Raw genomic sequence first — 26,846 nt, 5'->3', positions numbered from 1 at the left:
TGATCCCCCTCCTGCTGCGCAAGGACGCGCACGCCTGCCCGCGTGCGCGATACGCGCAGTTCAGAGCCGCATGTCGCCTGTCCGAAGGACGTAGAAACCATGGCCGCCACCCCGCAGAACCCTGCTGCCTCCGCGCCCCGCCGCAAGGTGAGCCGTCACCGCGGCGAGGGTCAGTGGGCCGCGGGCCACTTCACCCCGCTCAACGGCAACGAGCAGGTCAAGAAGGACGACGACGGTCTCAATGTGCGGACACGCATTGAGACGATCTACTCCAAGCGGGGCTTCGACTCCATCGACCCCAGCGACCTGCGCGGCCGGATGCGCTGGTGGGGGCTGTACACCCAGCGCAAGCCCGGCATCGACGGCGGCAAGACCGCGATCCTGGAGCCGGAGGAGCTGGACGACCGCTACTTCATGCTGCGGGTGCGCATCGACGGCGGGGCGCTGACGACGCGGCAGCTGCGGGTGATCGGCGAGATCTCGCAGGAGTTCGCGCGCGGCACCGCCGACATCACCGACCGGCAGAACGTCCAGTACCACTGGATCCGGGTCGAGGACGTGCCCGAGATCTGGCAGCGGCTGGAGGGCGTGGGCCTGTCGACCGTCACCGCCTGCGGCGACACCCCGCGCGTGATGGTCGGCTCCCCGGTCGCGGGCATCGCCGAGGACGAGATCATCGACCCCACCCCCGCGCTGGAGGAGATGAAGCGCCGCGTCCTGAACAACCCGGCGTACTCGAACCTCCCCCGCAAGTTCAAGACGGCCATCTCGGGCTCGCCGCTGCTGGACGTGGTGCACGAGATCAACGACGTGGCGTTCGTCGGCGTCCGGCACCCCGAGCACGGGCCCGGCTTCGACCTGTGGGTCGGCGGCGGGCTGTCCACCAACCCCAAGCTGGGCGTGCGGCTCGGCGCCTGGGTGCCGCTGGAGGACGTCCCGGACGTCTACGAGGGCGTCATCTCGATCTTCCGTGACTACGGCTACCGCCGGCTGCGCAACCGCGCCCGCCTGAAGTTCCTCGTCGCCGACTGGGGCGCGGAGAAGTTCCGCCGGGTGCTGGAGGACGAGTACCTGGGCGGCCGCAGGCTCGTCGACGGTCCCGCCCCCGAGCAGCCGCCGCAGCAGTGGCGCGACCACATCGGTGTGCACCGGCAGCGGGACGGCCGGTTCTACGTCGGGTTCGCCCCGCGCGTCGGCCGCGTCGACGGCGCCACGCTGACGAAGATCGCCGACCTCGCGGAGGCGCACGGCTCCGGCCGGGTCCGCACCACCGTCGAGCAGAAGATGATCGTCCTCGACGTCCCGCAGGACCGGGTCGACTCGCTGGTCGACGGCCTGGAGTCGCTGGACCTCTCCGCCCGGCCGTCCTCCTTCCGGCGCGGCACGATGGCGTGCACCGGCATCGAGTTCTGCAAGCTCGCCATCGTCGAGACCAAGCAGCGCGGCTCCACCCTGATCGACGAACTCGAGCGCCGGCTGCCCGACTTCGACGAGCCGATCACCATCAACCTCAACGGCTGCCCGAACGCCTGCGCCCGGATCCAGGTGGCGGACATCGGTCTCAAGGGCCAGCTGGTCCTCAACGACCGGGGCGAGCAGGTCGAGGGCTACCAGGTGCACCTGGGCGGCGCCCTCGGCCTGGAGGCGGGCTTCGGCCGCAAGGTGCGCGGCCTGAAGGTGACCGCGGAGGAACTGCCCGACTACGTCGAGCGGGTGCTCAAGCGCTTCCAGGCCGAACGCGAGGACGGCGAGCGCTTCGCCGCCTGGGCCTCGCGCGCCTCCGAGGAGGCCCTGTCGTGAGCGAGCGCGCGGCACCCTTCTACTGCCCGTACTGCGGCGACGAGGACCTGCGCCCCAGCGAGGCCGCGGACGGCGGTCACGGCGCCTGGGAGTGCGGGGCCTGCAACCGCGCGTTCCGGCTGAAGTTCCTCGGGCTGCTCGCCCAGGGGCTGCGGCGGGCCGACAACGGAGGGGACGACCGGACATGACGACGACTCGGGAACAGCAGCGCACGAACGACGAGTTGAGGGCGCTCGCCGAGCAGGCGGGGCGCGACCTGGAGGACGCCTCCGCCCTGGAGATCCTCCAGTGGGCGGTGGACACCTTCGGCACGGCGTTCTGCGTCACCTCCTCCATGGAGGACGCGGTGGTCGCCCATCTCGCCTCGCGGGTGCTCAAGGGCGTCGACGTGGTCTTCCTCGACACCGGCTACCACTTCCCGGAGACCATCGGCACCCGGGACGCCGTCGAGGCCGTGATGGACGTCAACGTCATCACCCTCACGCCGCGCCGGACCGTCGCCGAGCAGGACGCGGAGTACGGCCCGAAGCTGCACGACCGCGACCCCGACCTGTGCTGCCGGCTGCGCAAGGTGCTGCCCCTGGAGGAGGGCCTGAAGGGCTACCGGGCGTGGGCGACCGGCCTGCGCCGCGACGAGTCCCCGACCCGGGCGAACACCCCGGTGGTCGGCTGGGACGAGAAGCGGCAGAAGGTCAAGATCTCCCCGATCGCACGCTGGACCCAGGACGACGTGGACGCCTACGTCGCCGAACACGGCGTGCTGACCAACCCGCTGCTGACGGACGGCTACGCCTCCGTCGGCTGCGCCCCCTGCACCCGCCGGGTCCTCGAGGGCGAGGACGCGCGCGCCGGCCGCTGGGCGGGCCGCGCCAAGACCGAGTGCGGGCTGCACGGATGACGAACCATCGGATTCAGGAGAATGACGTGACGAGCGGAGCCACCGTCTGGCTCACGGGTCTGCCGAGCGCCGGCAAGACCACCATCGCGTACGAACTGGCCGGGCGGCTGCGCGCCGAGGGCCACCGCGTCGAGGTGCTCGACGGCGACGAGATCCGCGAGTTCATCTCGGCGGGCCTCGGCTTCTCCCGCGAGGACCGGCACACCAACGTGCAGCGCATCGGCTTCGTCGCCGAACTGCTCGCCCGCAACGGCGTCAAGGCGCTCGTCCCGGTCATCGCGCCGTACGCGGACAGCCGCGACGCGGTGCGCAAGCGGCACGACGCGAGCGGCACGGCGTACCTGGAGATCCACGTCGCCACCCCGGTCGAGGTGTGCTCCGTACGCGATGTGAAGGGGCTGTACGCCAAGCAGGCCGCGGGCGAGCTGTCGGGGCTGACGGGGGTCGACGACCCGTACGAGGAGCCCGAGGCGCCCGACCTGCGGATCGAGTCGCAGCACCAGAGCGTGCAGGAGTCCGCGGCGTCCGTGTACGCCCTGCTCGGCGAGAGGGGACTGGCATGACGACCGTGGCGAAGACCGAGGAGGGCACGGACAGCCCGTACGCCCTGTCGCACCTGGACGCGCTGGAGTCCGAGGCGGTGCACATCTTCCGCGAGGTGGCGGGCGAGTTCGAGAACCCGGTGATCCTGTTCTCCGGCGGCAAGGACTCCATCCTCATGCTGCACCTGGCGCTGAAGGCGTTCGCTCCGGCGGCCGTGCCGTTCTCGCTGCTGCACGTGGACACCGGGCACAACTTCCCCGAGGTGCTGGAGTACCGGGACCGTGTGGTCGCCGCCCACGGGCTGCGCCTGCACGTGGCCTCCGTCCAGGACTACATCGACCGCGGTGTGCTCAAGGAGCGTCCCGACGGCACCCGCAACCCGCTGCAGACCCTTCCGCTGACGGAGAAGATCCAGAGCGAGAGGTTCGACGCGGTGTTCGGCGGCGGCCGGCGCGACGAGGAGAAGGCCCGCGCCAAGGAGCGGGTGTTCTCGCTGCGCGACGAGTTCTCCCAGTGGGACCCGCGCCGCCAGCGCCCGGAGCTGTGGAACCTGTACAACGGCCGGCACGCCCCCGGCGAGCACGTCCGGGTCTTCCCGCTGTCCAACTGGACCGAGCTGGACGTGTGGCAGTACATCGACCGCGAGGGCATCGAGCTGCCGGAGATCTACTTCGCGCACGAGCGCGAGGTGTTCCGGCGCGGTGGGATGTGGCTGACGGCGGGCGAGTGGGGCGGCCCGAAGGACGGCGAGACGGTCGAGAAGCGGCTGGTGCGCTACCGCACCGTCGGTGACATGTCCTGCACCGGCGCTGTCGACTCCGACGCCACCACGCTGGAAGCGGTGATCGCCGAGATCGCCGCCTCCCGGCTCACCGAGCGCGGCGCGACCCGCGCCGACGACAAGCTGTCCGAGGCCGCGATGGAAGACCGCAAGCGCGAGGGGTACTTCTAACGATGAGCACCACCACGACCGAGACGCTCCCCGAGACCACCCTGCTGCGGTTCGCCACCGCCGGCTCCGTCGACGACGGCAAGTCCACTCTCGTCGGGCGGCTGCTGCACGACTCCAAGTCGGTCCTCACCGACCAGCTGGAGGCCGTGGAGCGGGTGTCGGCGAGCCGCGGCCAGGACGGCCCGGACCTCGCCCTGCTGACCGACGGCCTGCGCGCCGAGCGCGAGCAGGGCATCACCATCGACGTGGCCTACCGCTACTTCGCCACCCCGCGCCGCCGGTTCATCCTGGCCGACACCCCTGGCCACGTGCAGTACACCCGGAACATGGTCACCGGCGCCTCCACCGCCGAGCTGACGGTGATCCTGGTCGACGCCCGCAACGGCGTGGTCGAGCAGACCCGCCGGCACGCGGCGATCGCCGCCCTGCTGCGCGTGCCGCACGTGGTGCTCGCCGTCAACAAGATGGACCTGGTCGAGTACCGGGAGTCCGTGTTCGCCGCGATCGCCGAGGAGTTCACGGCGTACGCCACCGAGCTGGGCGTCCCCGAGGTCACCGCCATCCCGATCTCGGCGCTCGCCGGCGACAACGTGGTGGAGCCGTCCGCGACCATGGACTGGTACGGCGGCCCGACCGTGCTGGAGCACCTGGAGACGGTCCCGGTCAGCCACGACCTGAGCCACTGCCACGCCCGGCTGCCCGTGCAGTACGTGATCCGGCCGCAGACCGCCGAGCACCCGGACTACCGGGGCTACGCGGGCCAGATCGCGGCCGGTTCCTTCCGGGTCGGCGAGGAGGTCACGGTCCTGCCGTCCGGCCGGACGAGCCGGATCTCGGGCATCGACCTGCTCGGCGAGCCGGTCACGGTCGCCTGGACCACGCAGTCGGTGACGGTCCTGCTGGAGGACGACGTCGACATCTCGCGCGGGGACCTGATCGTGCCGACCAAGGACGCCCCGGCCACCACGCAGGACGTGGAGGCGACCGTCTGCCACGTCGCCGACGCGCCGCTGACCGTCGGGCACCGGGTGCTGCTCAAGCACGGCACCCGCACGGTCAAGGCGATCGTCAAGGACATCCCGTCCCGGCTCACGCTCGACGACCTGTCCCTGCACCCGCACCCGGGGCGGCTCGTCGCCAACGACATCGGCCGGGTGAAGATCCGTACCGCCGAGCCGCTGCCGGTCGACTCCTACGCCGACTCGCGCCGCACGGGCTCCTTCATCCTGATCGACCCCAGCGACGGCACCACGCTCACCGCGGGCATGGTCGGCGAGTCGTTCGCCGCCCCGGACCCGGTCAAGGACGAGGCCGGGGACGACGGGTGGGACTTCTGACATGACCCCCACCGACTACTGGTCCATGTTCGCGAAGGAGGGCGGCCGCGTCGGCAGCGGCGACCTCGGCAGCGGCAGGGGCGGAGTGACGCGATGTGTGCGCTGACGTACGCGCACCGCTCGCGCGCCCGCACCCGCCACCGCCGTGGTGGCAGACCCGCCGATCTCCCGGCCACGACCTGAGAGACCGTGACCGCCGGGCCCTACGAGGGGAACACCTCCCGTGCCTGCACCGACCGCCCTCCGCCGCGGCCTCGCGGCCCTCGCCGCGCTGCCCCTGCTCGCCCTCGCCGCCTGCGGCTACGGCTCCCAGGCCAGGCACGACGGCACCGCCCAGGTGGCCGCCGGAGCCGAGCGGACCGACGGCCTCGGCTCCGTGCGGATCGGCTACTTCGGGAACCTGACGCACGCCACCGCGCTGGTGGGCATGCGGAAGGGCTTCTTCCAGAAGGAGCTGGGCGCGACCAGGGTGGAACCCGCGGTCTTCAACGCCGGTCCCTCCGAGATCGAGGCGCTCAACTCGGGTTCCATCGACATCGGCTGGATCGGCCCGTCCCCGGCGATCAACGGCTACGCCAAGTCGGGCGGTACGGACCTGAGGATCATCGGCGGTTCGGCGTCGGGCGGGGTGAAGCTGGTCGTGAACCCGAAGCGGATCACGACCGCGAAGGACGTCCGGGGCAAGCGGATCGCCACACCCCAGCTGGGCAACACGCAGGACGTGGCGTTCCTCGACTGGGCGGCCGGGCGGGGCTGGAAGGTCGACGCGCAGAGCGGCAAGGGCGACGTCACGGTCGTCCGCATGGACAACAAGATCACCCCGGACGCGTACGGGTCCGGTTCCGTGGACGGCGCCTGGGTGCCGGAGCCGACCGCCTCCAAGCTGGTCGCGGAGGGCGCGAAGGTCCTGCTCGACGAGTCGTCGCTGTGGCCGGACAAGAAGTTCGTGATCACGAACATCGTCGTGCGGCAGGGCTTCCTCAAGGAGCACCCCAAGGCGGTCGAGGCCGTGCTGAGGGCCTCCGTCGAGACCAACAAGTGGATCAACGCCCACCCGGGCCAGGCGAAGGCCGCCGCGAACAGGCAGCTCGCGGCCGACTCCGGCACGGCGCTGCCGGCCGGCGTCCTGGACCCGGCCTGGAAGTCGATCACGTTCACCGACGACCCGCTGGCGTCCACGCTCGGCACCGAGGCGCGGCACGCGGTCGAGGCGGGCCTCCTGCGGAAACCGGATCTGAAGGGCATCTACGACCTCACGATCCTCAACAAGGTCCTCGAGGACCAGGGCGCCGGCACGGTCGGCGACGCCGGTCTCGGCACCCGCTGACACGACATCCGACGACTCTCCAGGAGGTGACGACCATGGCCACGACCACGACTCTCGCCAAGGCCGCCGAGGCGGTGGCGTACGCGGCACGCCTCGAGCACGTCTCCAAGTCCTTCACGGCACCGGGCGGGCGGCAACTGGTCCTGGACGACATCAGCATCGATGTCGCGCCGGGCGAGTTCGTCACCCTGCTGGGGGCCTCCGGCTGCGGCAAGTCCACGCTGCTGAACCTGGTGGCGGGCCTGGACCGGCCCACGGCCGGGTCCATCACCACGGACGGCCGCCCCGCCCTGATGTTCCAGGAGCACGCCCTGTTCCCGTGGCTGACGGCGGGCAAGAACATAGAACTCGCCCTGAAGCTCAGGGGCGTGGCGAAGAGCGAGCGGCGCGGCAAGGCCGAGGAGCTGCTCGAACTGGTCCGGCTGAAGGGCGCGTACGGCAAGCGCGTGCACGAGCTGTCGGGCGGGATGCGGCAGCGCGTGGCGATGGCCCGCGCGCTGGCGCAGGAGAGCAACCTGCTGCTGATGGACGAGCCGTTCGCGGCGCTGGACGCCATCACCCGGGACGTGCTGCACGACGAGCTGACCCGGATCTGGGCGGAGACCGGGCTCTCCGTCCTGTTCGTCACGCACAACGTGCGCGAGGCGGTGCGGCTGGCCCAGCGGGTCGTCCTGCTGTCCTCCCGGCCGGGCCGGATCGCCCGGGAGTGGACGGTCGACATCCCGCAGCCGCGCCGTATCGAGGACGCGCCCGTGGCCGAACTGTCCCTGGAGATCACCGAGGTACTGCGTGGGGAGATCCGCCGTCATGGCCAGCACTGAGACGACACCGGCGCAGGACGCCGGGAGCATCGAGGCGGGCCTCGACGCGCTGGAGACCGCGGCCACCGGCCGCACGCCCCTGCGGCAGACCCTCCTCACCAAGGTCCTGCCGCCCCTCACCGCGATCGTCGTGGTCCTGGCGGTCTGGCAGGGGCTGATCAGCCTCAAGGTGGTCGACGACCCGACCAGGCTGCCCTCGCCGGCCGCCGTCTGGCACGTCGTGCGCCAGTCGTGGCTCGAGGGCACGCTGCTCGGCTACATCTGGACCAGCGTCTCGCGCGGCCTGCTCGGCTTCTGCTTCGCGCTGCTCATCGGCACTCCGCTGGGTCTGCTGGTGGCGCGGGTGAGGTTCGTGCGCGCGGCGATCGGCCCGATCCTGTCCGGTCTGCAGTCGCTGCCGTCGGTGGCGTGGGTGCCGCCCGCGGTGATCTGGCTGGGTCTGAACAACTCGATGATGTACGCGGTGATCCTGCTGGGCGCGGTGCCGTCCATCGCCAACGGCCTGGTGTCCGGCGTCGACCAGGTGCCGCCGCTGTTCCTGCGGGCGGGCCGCACGATGGGCGCGACCGGCCTGAAGGGGACCTGGCACGTCACCCTGCCCGCCGCGCTGCCCGGCTACGTGGCCGGCATGAAGCAGGGCTGGGCGTTCTCCTGGCGCTCGCTGATGGCCGCGGAGATCATCGCCAGCTTCCCGGACCTGGGCGTGGGCCTCGGCCAGCTGCTGGAGAACGCCCGCACGGCCAGCGACATGGCCATGGTGTTCGAGGCGATCCTGCTCATCCTGTTCGTCGGCATCGCCATCGACCTGCTGATCTTCAGCCCGCTGGAGCGGTGGGTGCTGCGCAGCCGCGGCCTGCTGGTGAAGGGCTGAGGCACACCATGCACCGTCCGGTCCTCCTCGTCGTCGCCCACGGCAGCCGCGACCCGCGGCATGCCCGGACCGTGCACGCCCTGGTGCAGCGGGTCCGGGCGCTGCGGCCGGGACTGCGCGTGGAGACCGGGTTCCTGGACTTCAACGTGCCGTCGGTGCCGGGAGTGCTGGAGTCGCTGGCGGCGCAGGGCGTGCGGGACGTCGTGGCGCTGCCGCTGCTGCTGACCCGGGCCTTCCACGCCAAGGCCGACATCCCCGCCGTGCTGCGGGAGGCGCCGGCCCGGCTGCGGATCCGGCAGGCGGAGGTGCTCGGCCCGTCGCCGCTGCTGCTGTCCGCGCTGGAACGGCGGCTGTACGAGGCGGGGCTGAGCCCCGCCGACAAGTCCTCGACCGGGGTCGTGCTGGCCTCGGCGGGGTCCTCCGACCCGGAGGCGAGCGCAGTGATCGCCGACATCGCGCGGGAGTGGTGGCGTACCGGTTGGTGCGCCGTGCGGCCTGCGTTCGCCTCCGCATCCCTTCCCCGCACGGAGGACGCCGTGCGCGAGCTGCGCGCCCTCGGCTGTGCGCGGGTCGCCGTGGCGCCCTATGTGCTGGCGCCCGGCTTCCTCCCGGACCGCATCGCGCGCGGTGCGGCCGGGGCGGACGTCCTGGCGGACGTCCTGGGCCCGGCACCGGAGGTGGCGCGGGTGCTGCTGGAGCGGTACGACGCGGCCGCCCTGCCGCTGCCGGCGGCGCTCGGCGCCTGAGGCGCGTACGAGCGGTGCCGCGCGGGTGAGGCCGGGGCCCCGTGGCGGCGGAGCCCCGGGGGTCTCAGAGGTCCATCACGTGCGCCAGTTGCTGGGTGTAGGCGAGGCTGACGGTGCCGGCCGAGGCGCCGATGGAGAGGGTCTCCAGGGCCGAGCGGATGCGGCCCCGGTTGGGCGGACCGCCGTCCCCGGCGGCCTCCTCCAGCGCCTCGCGGATGACCTCTCCGCAGGGGACGAGTCCGGGGTACTCGGCGTGGAGCGCCTCGAGGAACCCGTCGGTGAGCCGGAGGAGGCCGTCGAGGTCGAGTCCGTGTGCGGGGCCGTTGGGGGGCCCGGGGTAGTTGTAGGTGCTCATTGTCCTGATCCTGACTCCTGGTGCGCAGGGAGCGGGGCGAGCGGGTCGGCTGGAGGCTAGGCGCGATCTCCGCCGTGATGCGGAGACGGCCGAAAATAGCCACTCGTACGAGTGAACTTTGCTCGTTGGCCGCATCCCGTGTCCCGGTCGGAACGCGCCGCGGCACCGGCCCGGTGCGTGTCCGGATCCCCCTGCTTCCGCGGCGGCTCCGGCACCACCGCGCCCGTGCGCCTCGTGCGTTCCCCTCCGGCCGTCCCGCGCGCGCCTCGCCCCTGGGACCACGGGTGTGCCGTGCCGTGGGTCCTGGTGAGCCGGGTCACTCCGGTACGGCGGGGAGACGTGGGGCGACCGCGGTCCGGCGCTCCCCTGTGACGTCGGACCGCGGTCGGCTCTTGGTTCTGCGCCGGGCCCGGCGGATATGTCACCGGCCGGAGGCGTCCGGCACGCCTCAGGAGCGTTATTCGGCCACCGCTGTTCGGCGTGCCGCGCCTCGCCTTCCGGGATCAGTCGAAGCGGAGCGCTCCCGTGCGGGTCCGCTTGAGTTCGAAGACGTCGGGGTGGCGGGCCAGTGTCCGGAAGGCGTCGAAGAGCCCGGCGGCCTCGGCGCCGCGCGGGACGGCCCGCAGCACGGGTCCGAACCACACCGTGCCGTCGACGTGGACGGTGGGCGTGCCCACGTAGCCGCCCGACTCCGGTTCGGCGCCCGCCTCGTGGCTGCGGCGCACCGCGTCGTCCCAGGACGGGTCGTGGGCGGCGGCCGCCAGGTCCGCCCCGAGCCCGAGTTCGGCCAGGGCGCCGGCGACCACCGCGTCGAAGTCCTTCTCGCCGCGTTCGTGGATCCGGGTGCCGAGGGCGGTGTACAGGTCGCGCAGCACCTCCTCACCGTGCCGCCGCGCTGCGGCCACGGCGACCCGCACCGGCCCGATCGACCGGTCGACGAGGTCCCGGTACCAGTCCGGCAGTTCGTTGCCGACGTTGTGCAGGTACAGGCTCATCACGTGGAAGCGGAGGTCGAGCGGGCGTTCGCGCTCGACCTCCAGCAGCCAGCGCGAGGTGATCCAGGCGAAGGGGCAGGCGGGGTCGAAGTAGCAGCCGACCCGGGTGGGGGCGGTCGCAGGACTGTGGTGCGCAGAGGTCATGGCGGTGACGCTAGTGGGCCGGTGGAGCAGGATCCCGGCCCAATCCGCCGCGTTCTCAGTGGTCCAATTCCGGCTGCCCCGGCCCGGCGACCGCGATCTCCGTCTCCCGCAGGCGGTCGGGCTCCGCGACGATCTCGACCCGGGCGATCCGGCCCGTGTCGTCGAAGGAGAACGCCAGCACCAGGCGCGGGCGGCCGTACGGGGCCATGACGAGGCCGATCCGGCCGTCGAGCAGGGCGGGGCCGGTGAAGCGGGCGCGGGCCACGGCGGCCAGGGCACCCCGGGCGACGGTCTCGGCGCCGCGGACCGTGACGGGTACGGGCGAGGGGCCGACGCGTGCGTCGGCGTGCAGCACCACGTCCGGCGCGAGGAGGGCGAACAGCGCCGCGAAGTCACCGCCCCGCGCGGCGGCCAGGAACGCCTCGACCGCCTCCTGGCGGCGGCTCGCGTCACCGGTGGGCGCGGGGGTGGTGCCCCGGACCCGGCGGCGGGCCCGGCTGGCCAGCTGCCGGGTGGCGGCCGGGGTCCTGTCGAGCAGCGGGGCGATCTCGTCGAAGGGCGTGGCGAACAGGTCGTGCAGGACGAAGGCGACCCGCTCGGCGGGCGAGAGGGTGTCCAGGACGACGAGCAGGGCGACGCCGACCTCGTCGGCCAGCAGCGCCTCCCGGGCCGGGTCGCCGCCCGCGGCGCCGAGGGAGGCGTCGGGCTCCAGCGCGTCCAGGGGGTCCTCGCGGCGGTTGCGGCGGGCGCGCAGCTGGTTCAGGCAGACCCGGGTCACCACCGTGGTCAGCCAGCCGGTGAGGTTCTCCACCCCGGTGGTGTCGGCCCGCCGGGCGCGCAGCCAGGCGTCCTGCAGGGCGTCGTCGGCCTCGGGGGCCGAGCCGAGCAGCCGGTACGCCACCGCCGTCAGGTGCGGACGGTCCGCCTCGAAACGAGCCGCGAGCCGAGCCCCGTCCGCTGTTCCGCCGTCCGCCGTCCTGCCGTCCACCGCCGTGCGGTCCACCGTCTCCCCGTCCACCGTCTTCCCGTCCCTTCCTCCGCGCGCGGCGCGTCGCGCCGGGAGCCACGAAACGCGATCCGGGCCCGCGGATCAACCGCGTTTGCCGCCGGGGGCGTTCGCCCGGTTCACGGGGCGGTCAGCTCGACCAGCTTGAGCACCGTGTTCCAGTTCCGGGTGGTGCCGATCACCTCCTTGGCGTGCCGGGACCGGGACAGCACCTCGGCCAGCTTGGAGCGGCCGAGGCCCTCCGGGGCGTACAGGTAGAGGCAGCGGTCGCCGAGGCGGAACTCCTCGGGAAGGTGGGCCGGGGCGTCGACGCCTGCGTAGCGATCGGCGGTGACCGGTGCGGAGAAGTAGGTGACGTGCAGCTGCCTGGCCTCCAGTTCGGCGGCCGGGAAGGGGCAGGCCTCGGCCACCGCCCGCAGATAGGCGTGGTCGCGCACGATCACGTCGACCGCGAAGCCGAACCGCTCCTCGATCGCCCCGGCCAGCTCGGCCGCCAGGGACTCCTCGTCGCCGCGGCCGGCGGTGAAGACGGCCTGACCGCTCTGCAGATGGGTCCGTACGCCGTCGTGGCCGAGCCCGGTCAGGAGGGTGCGCAGCTCGGCCATCGGCAGCTTGCGGTGGCCGCCGACGTTGATTCCGCGCAGCAGCGCCGCGTAGGTGGTCGTCATCCCGACACGATAGAGCGGCCCGTCGTGCCCCGTGGGGGCGGGCGCGACGGGCCGGGCGCCGGCGTACGCCGGGCTGCGCGAAACTCTGGCGGATCGACCGGCTCCGGTTCAACTCCTGCGCGATTCTGTGATTTGTTCAACAAGGTTGCGCAATCCGCGACACGTCGGAAGCGGCGTCCGGGTCCCCTCCCCGGGCTCGCCCCCGGGAGATCCCGATAGATGTAAGGGGCCGTCGTCCTCCCCAGTGGTGAGCCGGGCGCCGCGCACCTCACCGGGCAGTACGACGAGAGCTCCTCGCCCGGCCCATACGGTCGTAGCGGAGCAAGCGAAGGCGTGGCGGCAGGGGGCCGTCACCGCACACGAGGGGGACATCCCGTCATGGGGAACGCAGACGTGCGCGTGCGGGGCCTGGCCGCCCGCGCCGGCGGATGGAGCGCCCGGCACCGCTGGGCCGCCGTCGGCATATGGGTGCTGTTCGTCGTCCTGGCCATGGGGTTCGGCTCGGCGGCCGGCCGGGTCGACGTGAACGAGAGCGACCAGCTCAAGGGCGAGACGCACACCGCCGCGCGGATCATCGACGACGCGGGTATCAAGCAGCCGGCCGGGGAGAGCGTGCTGATCCAGTCGCGGGACGGCGCCGTCGAGGCCACCAGCGGCGAGTTCCGGGCCGCCGTCGCCGACGTGGTCGGCGCCGTGCGGCGCACCGGGAAGGTCACGCACGTGACCTCGCCCTACGACACGCACACCATCTCCCGGGACGGGCGCAGCGCGCTGGTGCAGTTCGACATCCGCGGTGACGCCAAGACCGCCGCCGACCGGGTCGAGCCGGTGCTGGACGCCGTCGCCGGGGTGGGCGAGGCGCACCCGGGCCTGCGGATCGAGGAGATCGGCGGCGCCAGCATGAACAAGCAGTACAAGGACGCCTTCGGGAACGACTTCCAGCAGGCCGAGTACTCGGCCGTGCCGGTGGCCCTCGGCATCCTGCTGATCGCCTTCGGCGCGCTGGTGGCCGCGCTGCTGCCGGTGGGCCTGGCCATCACCGCGATCATGGCGACGATGGGCCTGATGGGCCTCGTCAGCCACCTGCAGCCGATGAGCGACACCGCCAACTCCGTGATGCTGCTGGTCGGCATGGCCGTCGGCGTCGACTACTGCCTCTTCTACCTGCGCCGCGAGCGCGAGGAGCGGGACGCCGGGCGGGACGCCGGCACCGCCCTGCGCATCGCCGCCGCCACCAGCGGGCGCGCGATCATCGTCTCCGGTGTCACGGTGTGCGTGGCGATGGCGGGCATGCTGTTCACCGGGCTCGCCGAGTTCGAGGCGATGGGCCTGGCCTCGCTGATGGTCGTCGCGGTCGCCATGGTCGGCTCGGTGACCGTGCTGCCCGCGCTGCTCTCCCTGCTCGGCGAGCGGGTCGAGAAGGGCCGCATCCCGTTCCTGGGCCGCCGGCGCCGGCGCGGTGGCGGCGGCGAGAGCCGGTTCTGGACCGCCGTGCTGCGCGGCGTGCTGGCCAGGCCCCTGGTCTCCGTCCTCGTCGCGGTCGGCGCGCTGCTCGCCGTGGCCGCTCCCGCGCTCGGCATGAAGACCCAGCAGCTCACGCTGGACCAGGAGTTCGGCGACTCGCTGCCGATCGTGCAGACCTACGACCGGCTCAACGAGGCGTTCCCGGGCGGCTCCGAACCCGCCCAGGTGGTCGTCAAGGCCAAGGACATCGACGCGCCGGAGGTCCGGCGGGCACTGGCCGGCTTCAAGCGCCAGGCGGTCTCCTCGGGCGCCTCGCGCGGCCCCGTCGAGATCACGGTGCACCGGGCGCAGAACGTCGCCCTGGTCTCCGTACCGCTGGTCGGCGGCTCCGACATGGACCGGGCGGTCAAGAGCCTGGACACGCTGCGCGACACGGTCCGGCCCGCCACGCTCGGCAAGGTCGAGGGCGTGCAGGCGCCGGTCACCGGGCAGGTCGCGGGCAACCACGACTTCAACGACCAGCTCCTCGGCTCGGTCGTCCCGGTGTTCGCGTTCGTGGTCGTCTTCGCCTTCCTGCTGATGCTGCTGTCGTTCCGCTCGCTGACCGTCGCGATCACCTCGATCCTGCTCAACCTGCTCTCGGTGGGCGCGGCCTACGGCATCCTCGTCGCCGTCTTCCAGCACGGCTGGGGCGCCTCCCTGGTGGGCGCGCAGGGCGTCGGCGCGATCGTGACCTGGCTGCCGCTGTTCCTCTTCGTGATCCTGTTCGGCCTGTCGATGGACTACCACGTGTTCGTGGTGTCCCGGATCCGCGAGGCCCGGCTGCGCGGCCGGACCACGAAGGACGCCATCCAGCACGGCGTGGTCACCACGGCCGGCGTCGTCACCAGCGCCGCCGTCATCATGGTCGCCGTGTTCGCGATCTTCGGCACGCTGTCGATGCAGTCGATGAAGCAGATGGGCGTGGGCCTGGCGGCCGCGGTGCTCATCGACGCGACGGTGATCCGCGGCGTGCTGCTGCCGGCCGTGATGGCCCTGCTCGGCGAGCGCAACTGGTACCTGCCGAAGTGGCTGCACCGGCTGCCGGACCTCACCCACGACGAGGCGCCGGAGCCTCCGGAGCCGGCCCGGCCGGCGGAGGTGGGGGGCGAGACCGTACGGATCTGACGCCGGACGGGTTCGGGCCGAGGGCCGGGGGGCGGTGCCCCCCGGCCCTCGGCCCGTGGTGCCGGACGGCTCAGGCGGCGCGCGTCACCGTGTCCCGGTCGAAGGAGTCGATGGTGCGGGCGAAGTCGCGGGTCGACAGCAGCAGCTTGTAGACGATGGCGAGCTCGAACACCAGCAGCAGGGAACCGGCGACGACGGTGGTGGGGATGATCGCGTCCAGCAGGGGGCCGACGATGAAGACGCCCATCTGGAACTCGATGCCGCTCACCAGGTGCGTGCGGATGCGGTGGCGCAGCAGGAAGGAGCGCATCCGCAGATAGGCGGGGAAGCGGTGGCGGAACTCCTGGTGCAGGTCGATGACCCGGGCGCTCGCCGGCGCGGTCGCCGTCGGGGCCGGGGCCGGTGCCTCGGTGGTGACCGTGCCGGTGCCCTGTGCGGTGGCCGTGGCGGGCACCGCGCCGGTGAGCGGGCCGGTGGTGCCGGCGGCCGGCGGCTCGGCGCCCTCGACCTCGGCCTCGTCCAGCAGGGCGGCGCCCTCCGCCTCGGCCGGCAGCCCGGCGTCACCGGCGACGAAGGGCCGCGTGCCCTCGTCGGCGGCGCGGCGCAGGTCCTGCTCGATGTCCGCCTCGGGGTTGTCGCGCAGCAGGTCCTCCATGAAGGCGACGCGGGAGGCGTTCTCCGCGCGCCGGGCCGCCCGCAGGCGGGCCTTGATCTGCTTGCGCATGCTGTGCCGGGTCTTGAATATCTCCAGGGAGTTGAGGTAGCGCAGCCCGTCGAGGAAGACGACCGCGGCGGCCAGCCATATGTAGAGGGTGTTCCCGGTGCGGTGGTACTGGCCGCCCATCAGCGCGACGGCGCAGGCCATGACGCGGATCCGGTCGAAGATGTAGTCCAGCCAGGCGCCGAACACCGAGCCCTGGCCGGTGAGCCGGGCGACCTTGCCGTCCATGCAGTCCAGGATGAAGCTCAGGTGGTAGACGACGGCACCGGCGATCAGCCAGTGCCACTCGCCCCGCGCGAAGCAGCCGGCCGCGACGAGTCCGAGCAGCAGTGCGCCCCAGGTGATCTGGTTCGGCGTGATCCGGGTGCGCTGGGCGACCTGGCGCACCAGCGGTGTGGCGACCGGGTCGACGAGCAGCACGGTCCACCACGCGTCCCGCTTCTTCTGGGTGAGGCGGCGCACCTCGGCAAGGCCCGGAACGTCCCGGTGTTTCGATGGCATGGGTCTACTACCTGACTTTCAATCGGCGTTTACCCGACGTTAGGAATGCTCTTACCGAAGGCACAAGATCCGCTCCGTACAACCTTCGGCGAGGGGTAACGGTCCGACAGATCGGTCGGGTCTACGGCAGAGCCAGGCGACCGCGGATGCGAGACTGGCCGGCGCGTGACGGACCGAGACGATGCGGAGACGGGTGATGGACGAGGCACGGGCGCGGGACGTACTGGCCGCGGCGGCGGTGCTGCCCGGCCCGGCGCGGGACGCGCGGCTCCTCGCCCTGGGCGAGAACGCGGTGTTCGCCGCCGGCGGCCTGGTGGTCAAGGTGGGCCGCGACGCCGAGCTGCTGGAGCGGGCCCGGCGCGAGCTGGAGGTGGCCGGCTGGCTGGCCGACGCGGGCGTCCCGGCGGTGCGGGCGGCCGAGCCGAAGCCGCTGCTGATCGAGGGGCACCCGGTGACGGTGTGGCACCGGCTGGCGGACCCGGTCCGGCCGGCCCGGCCGCGGGACCTGGCGCGGCTGCTGCGGATCGTGCACGCGCTCCCCGCTCCCCCCTTCGCCCTGCCGCCCCGCGAGCTGCTGGGCGGAGTGGAGCGCTGGCTGCGGCTCGCGGGCGACGCGATCGACCCGGAGGACGCGGCGTACCTGCGGGCGCGCCGCGACGGGTTCGCGGCGGCCGCCGCCGCGCTGACGCCCCGTCTGGCCCCGGGGCCGATCCACGGCGACGCGCTGCCCCGCAACGTGCACGTCGGACCCGACGGCCCGGTCCTGGTCGACCTGGAGACCTTCTCCGCCGACCTGCGCGAGCACGACCTGGTGGTCATGGCCCTCTCCCGCGACCGGTACGGCCTGCCCGCGCAGGACTACGACTCCTTCACCGAGGCCTACGGCTGGGACGTACGGGAGTGGGAGGGCTGCGCGGTCCTCAGGGGCGCCCGTGAGACGGCCAGTTGCGCCTGGGTGGCCCAGCACGCGCCGGGCAACCCCGCAGCCCTGGCCGAGTTCCGCCGCCGCGTGGCGTCGCTGCGGGACGGGGACGAGACGGTGCGGTGGTATCCGTTCTGACCGCCGCGGCAGCCCCTGGAGCCCCGCCGCCGGCTCAGCCGTTCGCTTCGGGTCTCCGGCTGCGCGGGATGACCGGCCAGGCCTGTTCGACGACCGCCGACGGGTTCGTGGTGCGGCGCAGGTAGGCCTGGAGGGAGACGGACTGGTCGGCCGCCGCGCGGATCTGCAGGTCGTGCAGGTCGGGCAGGGACATCGAGCCGACGGGCTGGTGCTTCTCGCCCATGCGCCGGACCACGCGGGCGGCGGCCACCGCGTCCGCCCGCGCGTTGTGGGCGTCGTCCAGCGGCACGCCGTAGTGCGCGCACAGCGCGTGCAGGGCGCGCGTGCCCTTGCGGTACCTGTCGACGTGCTTGTCGATGACCAGGGGGTCGATGACGGGCGACGGTTCGCCGCCCAGCCGCTCACCGACCGACGCCAGTCCGTGCCGCCGGCACTCGCGGTCCAGCAGGGACAGGTCGTAGCGCGCGTTCATCACGACCAGCGGGGTCCCCGCGTCCAGGACCTCGGCGACGCTCCGGGCGATCTCCTCGACGGCGGAGGCGGCCCGGACACCGTGCGCGCGGGCGTGGTCCGTGGAGATGCCGTGGATCGCCGACGCCTGGGCGGGTATCGCCACCCCGGGATCGAGCAGCCAGTTCCACTCCGCGGCGACGGCCCCGTCCGGCCCCAGCCGCACCAGCGCCGCGGTGACGATGCGGTCCGTCTCGACGTCCGTGCCCGTGGTCTCCAGGTCGAAGGCCACGAGCGGCCCCGTGATCCAGCTCATCGCACGGCCCTCGTTCCGGCGTGCGACTCCCGGTGCCGTCCCATTCGGCGGCCCCCCTTCTCGGTGGTGCTTTCCCCCAGTGGGCTTCACCATCGCACGCGGCACTGACAATCCGGGGAGCGCGTTCCGCCTGCCCCCGGGGACAGTTCAGGACACCGGGCGCGAATCCGCCCAGGCCAGCTCGAATTCCTCACGGTATGTGGGGAAGAGCCCGCCGTCGCCCGCGTCGCCCGGCTTGACCACCTTGCTGCCGCCCCGCAGCACCAGCACCGGCGACTCCATCCCCCGCGCCCCGCGCAGGTAGGACTGCACCACGGCGATGCCGTCGGCGCCGTCGCCGTCCACCAGGTAGGCGGTGAAACGGGGCGTCTCGTCGTAGACCTGGATCTCGAAGGCGCCCGGGTCGCGCAGCCGGGAGCGGACCCGGCGCAGGTGCAGGATGTTCATCTCCACGGAGCGGCTCAGTTCGCCCCGTTTCATCCCGAGTTCGCGCTCGCGGCGCTTGACCGCGCTGGAGGCCGGGTTCAGGAACAGCAGCCGCACCCGGCAGCCGGACTCGGCGAGCCGGACCAGGCGGCGGCCGGAGAAGTTCTGCACCAGCAGGTTGAGGCCGATGCCGATGGCGTCGAGGCGGCGGGCCTCGCCGAAGAGGTCCTCGGCCGGGAACTGGCGCATGAGCCGCACCCGGTCGGAGTGGACGGCGACGACGTCCGCGTACCGGTCGCCCACCAGGTCCTCGACCGCGTCGACGGGCAGCCGGCGCGCGGAGGGCACGTCGCCGCCGGCGCCGAGCATGTCCAGCAGCCGGGCCGAGGCGCGCTCGGCCTGGTTCAGCACGGACTCGGACAGCGCCCGGTTGCGGGAGACGACGTTGCGGGTGACCTCCAGCTCGTCCAGGGCGAGTTCGAGGTCGCGGCGCTCGTCGAAGTACGGCTCGAAGCAGGGCCAGTGCTGCACCATCAGCTCCCGCAGCTGCGGCAGCGTCAGGAAGCTGAGCACGTTGTCGTCGGCAGGGTCGAGCAGGTAGCCCTTGCGGCGGCTGACCTCGCGGACGGCAACCGCCCGCTGCACCCACTCCTGGCCTGCGGGCCCGGCCGCGGCGACCACCCACTCGTCGCCGTGGACGGGTTCGTAGATGGGCCGCAGCACGGCGGCCACGACCGCGCGCAGCCGCTGCTCCACCAGGTTCAGCCAGATGTAGGCCCGGCCGGCCCGCTGGGCGCGGACGCGCACCTCGAGCCAGGCGTCGGTGTCCCAGTCCAGTTCCGGCCCGATGGACCCGGCCGCGTCCATCGGCCGGGCCAGGGACACCGCACCGGGCGGGACGTCTGCGGAGTTCCCCTCGTGACCCTCGTCACCAGGGGGCAGCTCCAGCCCTCCCGAGCCCACCCGTGCACCGCCTTCCGTCCCCCGGACCTTCCCCGTCCCAACGATCAAGGAAGGGTACTCCGGGAGCGGTCGGCGATGCAGCCGGATGGACAGGTCGGTTTCCCGTCCTGTTCGCTCAACTACGCGGCCGCCAGTGGCCGTTCTGCCATGCCAGCTCGTCCGGCGTGAGCGGATTCATAGCCGTGACGTCCCTCGGGGCGATGGCGAAGCCCTGCCAGTGGATCGGCATGGGCTGCTGGTCCTCGTCCCGGGCGATGTGGTGGAAGCCGACGTTCATCCAGACCACCGGGTGGGTGAGCGTCTGGCCGTTGACCCACTTGTCGACGGACTTGCCCGCGCCCGCCGGGCAGTTGCCGGGGTTGTTGCTGGCGAACTGCTCGCACTTGTTGTACTCGGTGAAGTACACGTCGTGCCGGGTGAAGCTGCGGCCCGGGTACTTGGTGGTGGGGCCGGGGACGATCTCGTACGAACGGGCGTGCCCGTCCTCGTTCTTGCCGGTCGCGCTGACCATCCGCCACCAGCGGTAGGTCTTGTAGTCGCCCGCGAGTTCCTTGGTGACCTTGGTGCGGGTGGTCTTGTTGGTCGGCGCCTGCTGGCCGTGCGCGGGGGCGGTGACGGCCGAGTCGTACTGCTCCACCTTCGTCTTGGAGGAGCCGTCGAGGCCGAAGTCCAGCCGCCAGAACACGTTGTGGGTGTGGCTGGTGGCGTAGGCCTTGGCACCCTTGCCGATGGGCCAGCCGCGGCCGTCGCCGGCGTCGTAGTCCTCGTAGGAGAGGCTGCCGGTGGCGCCGACGTTCATGTTGACGGTGCCGTCGTCCTGGAAGCGCCACTCGGTCATGTACTCGTACCAGCCGACCTGGTTGACGGTGTAGACGAGCAGGTCCTTGCCCTGGGCCTGGAAGACCTTGTTGGCGCTGTCGCCCTGCATGCGGTAGGCGTGGCCGCGGGAGCGGGTGGTGGTGCAAAGGCCGTTGACGTTCGGGTGCTGCGGGTCCCAGGCGTCGGGGACCTTGACGGTCCTGATGGTGCCGCCGGGGCACTCGCCGGGCGCCAGGTTCATCAGGCCCTGGGCGAAGCCGAAGCCGGTCAGGTCGTCGTACTCGACGCTGCCGTCGTCGTAGGGGACGTCGATCTGGGCGAGGCGGGCGCTGTTGAGGACCTGGATCGGCTTCGGCTCGCCCTTGGGCTGGTAGGAGACGTGCTCCAGGACGAGGCCGGCCTTGCTGTCGTAGCGCCAGCACATCCGCCAGGTGGTGCCGGTGGAGAGCTTCTGCTCGATCCGGTAGGCGGCGCTGCAGTCGGCGGCCGCGGCCGCGCCGGGGGCGGCCTGGGGCTGGGCGACGGCGGGTCCGGCGCCGGCCGCGGCGCCGGCGGCCAGGGCGGCCACGGTGAGACCGGCGGCCGCGCGTATGCGGGCGCGGCCGATCCTGTTTCTGCGCATGACGGAGGAGACTCCCTCGAGGAGGTGGAAAGTGGGACGGAGGACGGCTCAGCGGCGGCTGAGCTCGGCGACCTTGTGGGCGCTCAGGTCGATCACCAGCCGGCGGGCGTCGATCCACGGACCGTTGACGATCTTCGGGAACAGCCGCACGCAGCGGTGCTCTCCGCACTTGTCGAGGACGGCCGGCTGACCGCCCGGGATGGCCCGGTAGACGGCGCCGTTGAGCAGCAGCTGGTCCGGTGAGGTCAGCTCGTGCCCGGTGGCGTCCTTGTAGTCCGCCTTCAGGCCCGCGCCCAGCGGGTCGGCGATCAGCAGCCGGGCCGCCTCGGCGTTCTCGGCGCGGCTCAGCGGCGGCTGCACCCCGTGCTGGGTGCCGGTCCGCTCGACCTTGCCGGTCTCCAGGTTCACCGTCCTGGTGATCAGGGCGTCGCTCTTGTAGTCGTAGAACGTCACGTCCGCCCGGCGCGGCGCGTGCGGGTCGTCGAGTTCGTCCGCCTCCGGGTCGGCGAGGTCGACGCTGAGGCGCTGCGCGCCGCGTGCGCCGTCGACGTTCTCGGCGGCCGCCGGCTGCCCGCCCGCGGCGATGGCCGCGGCGCGCCGCAGCTCGTCGTCGGTCAGCGGGTCGCTCCCCGTGCCCTTCTTCCCCTCGGCCGGCGCCTGCCGCACGACGCCCGGCGGGGCTCCGTCCGGCCCCGGTCCCGTCTGCCGGGCGGCCTGGCCGGCACCGGCCCCGCTCCCTCCCGTCTCGTCCGCCCCTGCCGTGCCCGGCAGGGTGATCCCGACCATCACGGCGGTCCCGGCCACCGCCAGGGCCGTACCGGCCACCACCTTGCCCAGGTGGCGGCGCGCTAGCGTGCGCACATCTTCCCCCTACTCCCCCAACATTTCCCCGGGAGTACGTTCTGCCCCATTGGTTCGGCACACGGCGGGTACAAGAGTCGCCGTATGCACTGGTCGGCGGGTAAGAGGGATGTAAGTCACCGGCGGTTCCCTCACTTTCGGGGAGACTCGCACGCAACGCGGCCCCGACAGGGCGGCACACCTGGGAGAGTCGTGTCCATGCAGGTCTGGCCTGGAGAGGCGTATCCACTCGGTGCCACGTATGACGGCGCCGGAACCAACTTCGCGGTCTTCACGGAGGCCGCGAACCGAGTAGAGCTGTGTCTGCTGCACGACGACGGCTCGGAGACGGCGGTGGAACTGCGCGAGAGCGACGCTTTCGTGCGCCACGCGTACCTGCCGGGCGTGATGCCGGGGCAGCGGTACGGGTTCCGGGTGCACGGCCCGTACGATCCCGCGCGCGGGCTGCGCTGCAACTCGGCGAAGCTGCTGCTCGACCCGTACGCGAAGGCGGTCAGCGGGTCGGTCCGCTGGGGCGAGGAGGTGTACGGCTACCACTTCGGCGAGCCCGACCGGCGCAACGACCTGGACTCGGCGCCGCACACCATGACGTCGGTGGTGATCAACCCGTACTTCGACTGGGGCGACGACCGGCCGCCGCGCACCGACTACCACCACACGGTGATCTACGAGGCGCACGTCAAGGGTCTGACCATGCGCCATCCGGGGCTGCCGGAGGAGCTGCGCGGCACGTACGCGGCGCTCGCCCACCCGGCGATCATCGAACACCTGACCAAGCTCGGGGTGACGGCGCTCGAGCTGATGCCCGTGCACCAGTTCGTGAACGACCACCGGCTGGTCGACATGGGCCTGAACAACTACTGGGGCTACAACACCATCGGCTTCTTCGCCCCGCACAACGCGTACGCCTCCTGGGGCGACCGCGGCCAGCAGGTCCTGGAGTTCAAGTCGGCGGTCCGGGCGCTGCACGAGGCCGGGATCGAGGTCATCCTCGACGTGGTCTACAACCACACCGCCGAGGGCAACCACCTGGGCCCGACGCTGTCCTTCAAGGGCATCGACAATCCGTCGTACTACCGGCTGACGGACGACCCGCGCTACTACATGGACACCACGGGCACCGGGAACTCCCTGCTCATGCGGTCCCCGCACGTGCTCCAGCTCATCATGGACTCGCTGCGGTACTGGGTCACCGAGATGCACGTCGACGGGTTCCGCTTCGACCTCGCGGCGACGCTGGCCCGGCAGTTCCACGAGGTGGACCGGCTGTCGTCGTTCTTCGACCTGGTGCAGCAGGACCCGGTGGTCTCCCAGGTGAAGCTGATCGCCGAGCCGTGGGACGTCGGCGAGGGCGGCTACCAGGTGGGGAACTTCCCGCCGCTGTGGACCGAGTGGAACGGCAAGTACCGGGACACCGTGCGGGACGTGTGGCGGGGCGAGCAGCGCACGCTCGCGGAGTTCGCCGGCCGGCTGACCGGCTCCTCCGACCTCTACCAGGACGACGGCCGCCGCCCGCTGGCCTCGATCAACTTCGTCACCTGCCACGACGGGTTCACGCTGCACGACCTCGTCGCCTACAACGACAAGCACAACGAGGCCAACGGCGAGGAGAACCGGGACGGCGAGAGCCACAACCGGTCCTGGAACTGCGGGGCCGAGGGCGACAGCGACGACCAGGACGTGCTCGCCCTGCGCGCCCGGCAGATGCGGAACTTCGTCGCGACGCTGATGCTGTCCCAGGGCGTGCCGATGATCAGCCACGGCGACGAGTTCGCCCGCACCCAGAACGGCAACAACAACGCCTACTGCCAGGACAACGAGCTGTCCTGGGTTCACTGGCCCGGCACCGAGGACGACGGCGGCGGCGGCGAGCTGCTGGAGTTCACGCGCGCGATGGTGTGGCTGCGCCGCGACCACCCGGTCTTCCGCCGCCGCCGCTTCTTCCACGGCCGCCCGGTGGAGGGCACCCACGACGAGCTGTCCGACATCGCCTGGTTCACCCCGGAGGGCGCGGAGATGACCCAGCAGGACTGGGACTCGGCGCAGGCCTCGACGCTGACGGTGTTCCTCAACGGCAACGCGATCTCCGAGCCCGGGGCGCGCGGGGAGCGGATCACCGACGACTCGTTCCTGCTGATGTTCAACGCCTCACCCGGGCCGCTGGACTTCGTGGTGCCCGTCGACCACGGGCAGGAATGGCAGGTGGTCGTCGACACGGCCCGCCCGGACGGCGTCCCGCCGGGGACGGGCCCGAAGGTCGCGGCCGGTGACCGCATCACCCTGGTGGACCGCAGCCTGACGGTGCTCCAGCGGCCGGCGTAGGCGCACGCGGGGGCGCGCACTGCATCGCGCGCCCCCCGTTCGGACGCGGACCGGATGACACGAAACACGGCACGCTGGGTACGTAGGTTCCCATGACTTCTGCGCGCCCCCGACCGGAAGTGCCCACCGCCACCTACCGGCTGCAGCTCCAGCCCGCGTTCCCGTTCGCCGCCGCCGCGGCGGCCGTACCCCACCTCGCCTCGCTCGGCGTCTCGCACCTGCACCTGTCCCCCGTCCTGGAGGCCGTCCCCGGGTCCGCGCACGGCTACGACGTCACGGACCCCACGCGCGTGCGCGCGGAGCTGGGCGGCGAGGACGGGCTGCGGGAGCTCGCGCGGACCGCGCAAGAGCACGGGCTGGGCCTGGTGGTGGACATCGTCCCGAACCACATGGCCATGGCTCCCCGGCACAACCACGCGCTGTGGGAGGTGCTGCGCGAGGGCCCCGGCTCGCCGTACGCGCGCTGGTTCGACATCGACTGGGAGGCGCAGGGCGGCCGGGTGCTGCTGCCCGTGCTCGGCGGCCCGGTCGGCGGGGAGCTGGACCACCTCGTGGCCGACGGGGACGTCCTGCGCTACCACGACCACGCCTTCCCGCTCCGCGAGGGCACGGCGGACCTGCCGCTGCCGCACCTGCTGGACGCCCAGTGGTACCGCCCGGTGTGGTGGCGGCTGGCCCGCACCGAGCTGAACTACCGGCGCTTCTTCAGCATCTCCGAGCTGATCGGGGTGCGCGTGGAGGACCCGGAGGTGTTCGACGCCACCCACGGCAAGATCCTCCAGCTGCTGGCGGAGGGCGTGATCGACGGGCTGCGGGTCGACCACCCGGACGGGCTGGCGGACCCCGACGGCTACCTGGCGCGGCTGCACGAGGCGACCGGCGGGCGCTGGACGGTGGTGGAGAAGATCCTCGCCGACGGCGAGCACCTGCCCGCCTCCTGGCCCGTCGCCGGCACCACGGGCTACGACGCCCTGCGCCACGTCGACGGCCTGTTCACGGACCGCACCGGTGCGTACGAGCTGCTGGGCCGCTACCGGGCCTTCGCGGCGCCGCAGACGGACCGCGGCGGCAACTGGGAGGCCACGGTCCGGCGGGCCGCCTACAAGGTGCTCACGCACGAGCTGGCCACCGAGACCGACCGGCTCACCCGGGTGGCCGCCCGGCTGTGCGCCGCCTCGCCGGACCTGGCCCTGCGCGACCGGGCCCCCTGGGCGCTGCGCACGGCCGTGGAGGAGCTGCTGGTCCGGATGCGGGTGTACCGGCCGTACGCCTCCGGCGACGCCGCCGCCGTGGTCACCGAGGAGGCCGCCGCGGAGGCCCGGCTGGCCTTCGTGGTGCCCGAGGAGGCCGACGCGGTCGCCGTCGTGCGCCGGATGCTGGTCGAGGACCCGGGCGACGCGTCGGCGCCGGACCACGCCGACCGGGTGGAGTTCCGCACCCGGTTCGCGCAGACCGCGTCGGCGCTGCGCGCGAAGGCGGTGGAGGACACGGCCTTCTACCGGTACGTGCCGCTGCTGTCGGCCGCCGAGGTCGGCGGCGACCCCGGCTCGCCCGGCGTGACGCCGGAGGACTTCCACGCATACTGCGCGCGCGTGCAGCGCGACTGGCCGGCCACCGGGACGGTCGTCTCCACCCACGACACCAAGCGCAGCGCGGACGTCCGGGCGGCGCTGGCCGTGCTCACCGAGTGCCCCGGCCCCTGGGCGGACCTGCTCGCCGAGGTGACCCTGCCGGAGGAGGGCGTGCCGGACGGGCAACTGGCCTGGGCGGCCTGGCAGACGGTCTTCGGGCTGGGCCCGGCGGAGGAGGAGCGGGTCCAGCAGGCGCTGCTGAAGCACGTGCGCGAGGCGGGCATGTACACCAGCTGGACGGAGCAGGAGCCGCCGTACGAGGAGGCGGTGGCCGCCTTCGTCTCGGCGGGACCGTGCGGGCCGCCCGGCGAGCGGGTAACCGCCTTCCGCAAGGTGCTGGAGCCCCACATCCGCGCGAACGTCCTCGGCACCGCCCTGGTCCACCTGACGATGCCGGGGGTGCCGGACGTGTACCAGGGCACGGAGAGCGAGTACCGGGCGCTGGTGGACCCGGACAACCGGCGCCCGGTGTCGTTCCCGCCGGCGGCCCCCGGCGAGAAGGACGCGCTGACGGCGGCCGCCCTGCGGCTGCGCGCCCGCCGGCCCGGCGCCTTCGGTACGGCGGCGACGTACGCCCCGCTCACCGCGGACGGCCCGGCGGCCGAGCACTGCCTGGCCTTCACCCGCTCCGGCGAGGTCCTGACGGCGGTCACCCGCCTCTCCCTGCGCCTGGCGGAGACGGGCGGCTGGCGCGACACCCGCCTGGACCTCCCCCCGGGCCGCTGGACGGACACCCTGACCCCGGGCCGCGAGTTCACGGGTCCCACCCGCGTGGCGGACCTCTTCGAGCGCCTGCCGGTGGTCCTGCTGGAGCGGACGGACGGCGACTGAGCGGGCACGCTGCCGCCGGGTCCGCGCCTGCCGGGCTCACCGCCGGCGGGTGCGGCATCTCGCGTGCCGCCGCGGACGGGGCCGCCGGGCCGCAGGCGGACCGGCAGGGCTCCGGTCGCGCCCGGGCCGTCTTGGCGTGCGTGCGCGGAAGCTACGCCGGTGGGCCGCGCAGCTGGACGGCGCGCCTCGGCGAAGCCGGTCGACGGCGAGCCCGGGGAGGTGCCGAGCC

At 72.8% G+C, this 26,846-nt stretch carries 23 protein-coding genes; 14 read left to right on the top strand and 9 right to left on the bottom strand.

Going from position 1 to position 26,846, the window contains the following annotated elements; genetic code table 11:
• Nucleotides 1-99 precede the first annotated feature (99 nt).
• From AQJ66_RS01290 to AQJ66_RS01240, 10 genes are all read left to right on the top strand, one after another.
• Entirely contained in the window at nucleotides 100-1,800 is a 1,701-nt protein-coding gene (locus tag AQJ66_RS01290; RefSeq protein ID WP_061915070.1) for a nitrite/sulfite reductase, read from the top strand.
• Entirely contained in the window at nucleotides 1,797-1,988 is a 192-nt protein-coding gene (locus tag AQJ66_RS01285) for a hypothetical protein (RefSeq protein ID WP_061915068.1), read from the top strand. The genes AQJ66_RS01290 and AQJ66_RS01285 overlap by 4 nt, the downstream gene beginning before the upstream one ends.
• A complete protein-coding gene (locus tag AQJ66_RS01280; protein ID WP_061915065.1) occupies nucleotides 1,985-2,698 on the top strand; it encodes a phosphoadenylyl-sulfate reductase in 714 nt (237 codons plus the stop codon). The genes AQJ66_RS01285 and AQJ66_RS01280 overlap by 4 nt, the downstream gene beginning before the upstream one ends.
• 26 nt (nucleotides 2,699-2,724) lie before the next feature.
• Nucleotides 2,725-3,261 (top strand): adenylyl-sulfate kinase, encoded by a 537-nt coding sequence (cysC, locus tag AQJ66_RS01275; protein WP_061915064.1) that lies wholly within the window; start codon nucleotides 2,725-2,727, stop codon nucleotides 3,259-3,261.
• Entirely contained in the window at nucleotides 3,258-4,193 is a 936-nt protein-coding gene (gene cysD / locus AQJ66_RS01270) for a sulfate adenylyltransferase subunit CysD (protein WP_061915061.1), read from the top strand. Before cysC ends, cysD begins: the two co-directional genes overlap by 4 nt.
• 2 nt (nucleotides 4,194-4,195) lie before the next feature.
• Nucleotides 4,196-5,530 (top strand): sulfate adenylyltransferase subunit 1, encoded by a 1,335-nt coding sequence (locus AQJ66_RS01265; protein ID WP_061915058.1) that lies wholly within the window; start codon nucleotides 4,196-4,198, stop codon nucleotides 5,528-5,530.
• A gap of 223 nt (nucleotides 5,531-5,753) precedes the next feature.
• Nucleotides 5,754-6,857 (top strand): aliphatic sulfonate ABC transporter substrate-binding protein, encoded by a 1,104-nt coding sequence (locus AQJ66_RS01255; RefSeq protein WP_061915052.1) that lies wholly within the window; start codon nucleotides 5,754-5,756, stop codon nucleotides 6,855-6,857.
• Nucleotides 6,858-6,892: 35 nt separating this feature from the next.
• Nucleotides 6,893-7,678, top strand: a complete 786-nt coding sequence (locus AQJ66_RS01250) for an ABC transporter ATP-binding protein (protein ID WP_061915049.1) — start codon at nucleotides 6,893-6,895, stop codon at nucleotides 7,676-7,678.
• Nucleotides 7,665-8,549, top strand: a complete 885-nt coding sequence (locus tag AQJ66_RS01245; protein WP_061915046.1) for an ABC transporter permease — start codon at nucleotides 7,665-7,667, stop codon at nucleotides 8,547-8,549. The genes AQJ66_RS01250 and AQJ66_RS01245 overlap by 14 nt, the downstream gene beginning before the upstream one ends.
• An 8-nt stretch (nucleotides 8,550-8,557) precedes the next feature.
• Nucleotides 8,558-9,295 (top strand): sirohydrochlorin chelatase, encoded by a 738-nt coding sequence (locus AQJ66_RS01240; RefSeq protein WP_061915043.1) that lies wholly within the window; start codon nucleotides 8,558-8,560, stop codon nucleotides 9,293-9,295.
• Nucleotides 9,296-9,359: 64 nt separating this feature from the next.
• Here the strand turns inward: AQJ66_RS01240 and AQJ66_RS01235 are convergent, their stop codons facing one another.
• The 4 genes from AQJ66_RS01235 to AQJ66_RS01220 form a co-directional block, all read right to left on the bottom strand.
• Nucleotides 9,360-9,650 carry a hypothetical protein gene (locus tag AQJ66_RS01235; RefSeq protein ID WP_061915040.1) on the bottom strand — a complete coding sequence of 97 codons (291 nt, stop codon included), beginning with the start codon at nucleotides 9,648-9,650 and terminating at the stop codon, nucleotides 9,360-9,362.
• Between the two features lie 503 nt (nucleotides 9,651-10,153).
• On the bottom strand, nucleotides 10,154-10,789 hold the full coding sequence (locus tag AQJ66_RS01230; RefSeq protein ID WP_061915038.1) for a mycothiol-dependent nitroreductase Rv2466c family protein: 636 nt from the start codon (nucleotides 10,787-10,789) through the stop codon (nucleotides 10,154-10,156).
• A 55-nt stretch (nucleotides 10,790-10,844) separates the two neighbouring features.
• A complete protein-coding gene (locus AQJ66_RS01225) occupies nucleotides 10,845-11,777 on the bottom strand; it encodes a sigma-70 family RNA polymerase sigma factor (RefSeq protein WP_061916599.1) in 933 nt (310 codons plus the stop codon).
• A gap of 137 nt (nucleotides 11,778-11,914) precedes the next feature.
• Nucleotides 11,915-12,463, bottom strand: coding sequence for a DUF1697 domain-containing protein (locus AQJ66_RS01220; RefSeq protein WP_061915035.1), 549 nt, complete (start codon nucleotides 12,461-12,463; stop codon nucleotides 11,915-11,917).
• A 378-nt stretch (nucleotides 12,464-12,841) separates the two neighbouring features.
• Between AQJ66_RS01220 and AQJ66_RS01215 the strand changes: the two genes are divergently transcribed.
• The gene (locus tag AQJ66_RS01215) at nucleotides 12,842-15,094 is read left to right on the top strand and encodes an MMPL family transporter (protein WP_107118826.1); all 2,253 of its coding nucleotides are present in this window, start codon (nucleotides 12,842-12,844) and stop codon (nucleotides 15,092-15,094) included.
• 70 nt (nucleotides 15,095-15,164) lie between these two features.
• Here the strand turns inward: AQJ66_RS01215 and AQJ66_RS01210 are convergent, their stop codons facing one another.
• On the bottom strand, nucleotides 15,165-16,316 hold the full coding sequence (locus AQJ66_RS01210; protein WP_061915029.1) for a CDP-alcohol phosphatidyltransferase family protein: 1,152 nt from the start codon (nucleotides 16,314-16,316) through the stop codon (nucleotides 15,165-15,167).
• Between the two features lie 196 nt (nucleotides 16,317-16,512).
• Between AQJ66_RS01210 and AQJ66_RS01205 the strand changes: the two genes are divergently transcribed.
• Nucleotides 16,513-17,376 carry a phosphotransferase enzyme family protein gene (locus AQJ66_RS01205; protein WP_061915026.1) on the top strand — a complete coding sequence of 288 codons (864 nt, stop codon included), beginning with the start codon at nucleotides 16,513-16,515 and terminating at the stop codon, nucleotides 17,374-17,376.
• Between the two features lie 34 nt (nucleotides 17,377-17,410).
• Here AQJ66_RS01205 and AQJ66_RS01200 read toward each other — a convergent pair whose 3' ends face one another.
• The 4 genes from AQJ66_RS01200 to AQJ66_RS01185 form a co-directional block, all read right to left on the bottom strand.
• Nucleotides 17,411-18,142: a 3'-5' exonuclease gene (locus AQJ66_RS01200; RefSeq protein WP_061915023.1), complete on the bottom strand. Its 732-nt coding sequence runs from the start codon at nucleotides 18,140-18,142 to the stop codon at nucleotides 17,411-17,413.
• A 147-nt stretch (nucleotides 18,143-18,289) separates the two neighbouring features.
• Nucleotides 18,290-19,531: an SAV2148 family HEPN domain-containing protein gene (locus AQJ66_RS01195; protein WP_061915020.1), complete on the bottom strand. Its 1,242-nt coding sequence runs from the start codon at nucleotides 19,529-19,531 to the stop codon at nucleotides 18,290-18,292.
• Between the two features lie 115 nt (nucleotides 19,532-19,646).
• Entirely contained in the window at nucleotides 19,647-20,972 is a 1,326-nt protein-coding gene (locus tag AQJ66_RS01190) for a copper amine oxidase (protein WP_061915018.1), read from the bottom strand.
• A gap of 48 nt (nucleotides 20,973-21,020) precedes the next feature.
• Nucleotides 21,021-21,833: a hypothetical protein gene (locus AQJ66_RS01185; RefSeq protein ID WP_061915015.1), complete on the bottom strand. Its 813-nt coding sequence runs from the start codon at nucleotides 21,831-21,833 to the stop codon at nucleotides 21,021-21,023.
• 198 nt (nucleotides 21,834-22,031) lie between these two features.
• On the opposite strand from AQJ66_RS01185, the gene glgX reads away from it, so the two are divergent.
• Both glgX and treY read left to right on the top strand, forming a co-directional pair.
• Nucleotides 22,032-24,155 carry a glycogen debranching protein GlgX gene (gene glgX, locus AQJ66_RS01180; RefSeq protein WP_061915012.1) on the top strand — a complete coding sequence of 708 codons (2,124 nt, stop codon included), beginning with the start codon at nucleotides 22,032-22,034 and terminating at the stop codon, nucleotides 24,153-24,155.
• Between the two features lie 92 nt (nucleotides 24,156-24,247).
• The gene (treY, locus tag AQJ66_RS01175; RefSeq protein ID WP_208611254.1) at nucleotides 24,248-26,617 is read left to right on the top strand and encodes a malto-oligosyltrehalose synthase; all 2,370 of its coding nucleotides are present in this window, start codon (nucleotides 24,248-24,250) and stop codon (nucleotides 26,615-26,617) included.
• Nucleotides 26,618-26,846 lie beyond the last annotated feature (229 nt).

This window comes from Streptomyces bungoensis, assembly GCF_001514215.1.
GTDB classification, from domain to species: Bacteria; Actinomycetota; Actinomycetes; order Streptomycetales; family Streptomycetaceae; genus Streptomyces; species Streptomyces bungoensis.
The sequence above is the reverse complement of the archived record's forward strand: the minus strand, read 5'-3'. Positions and strand labels throughout refer to the sequence as shown.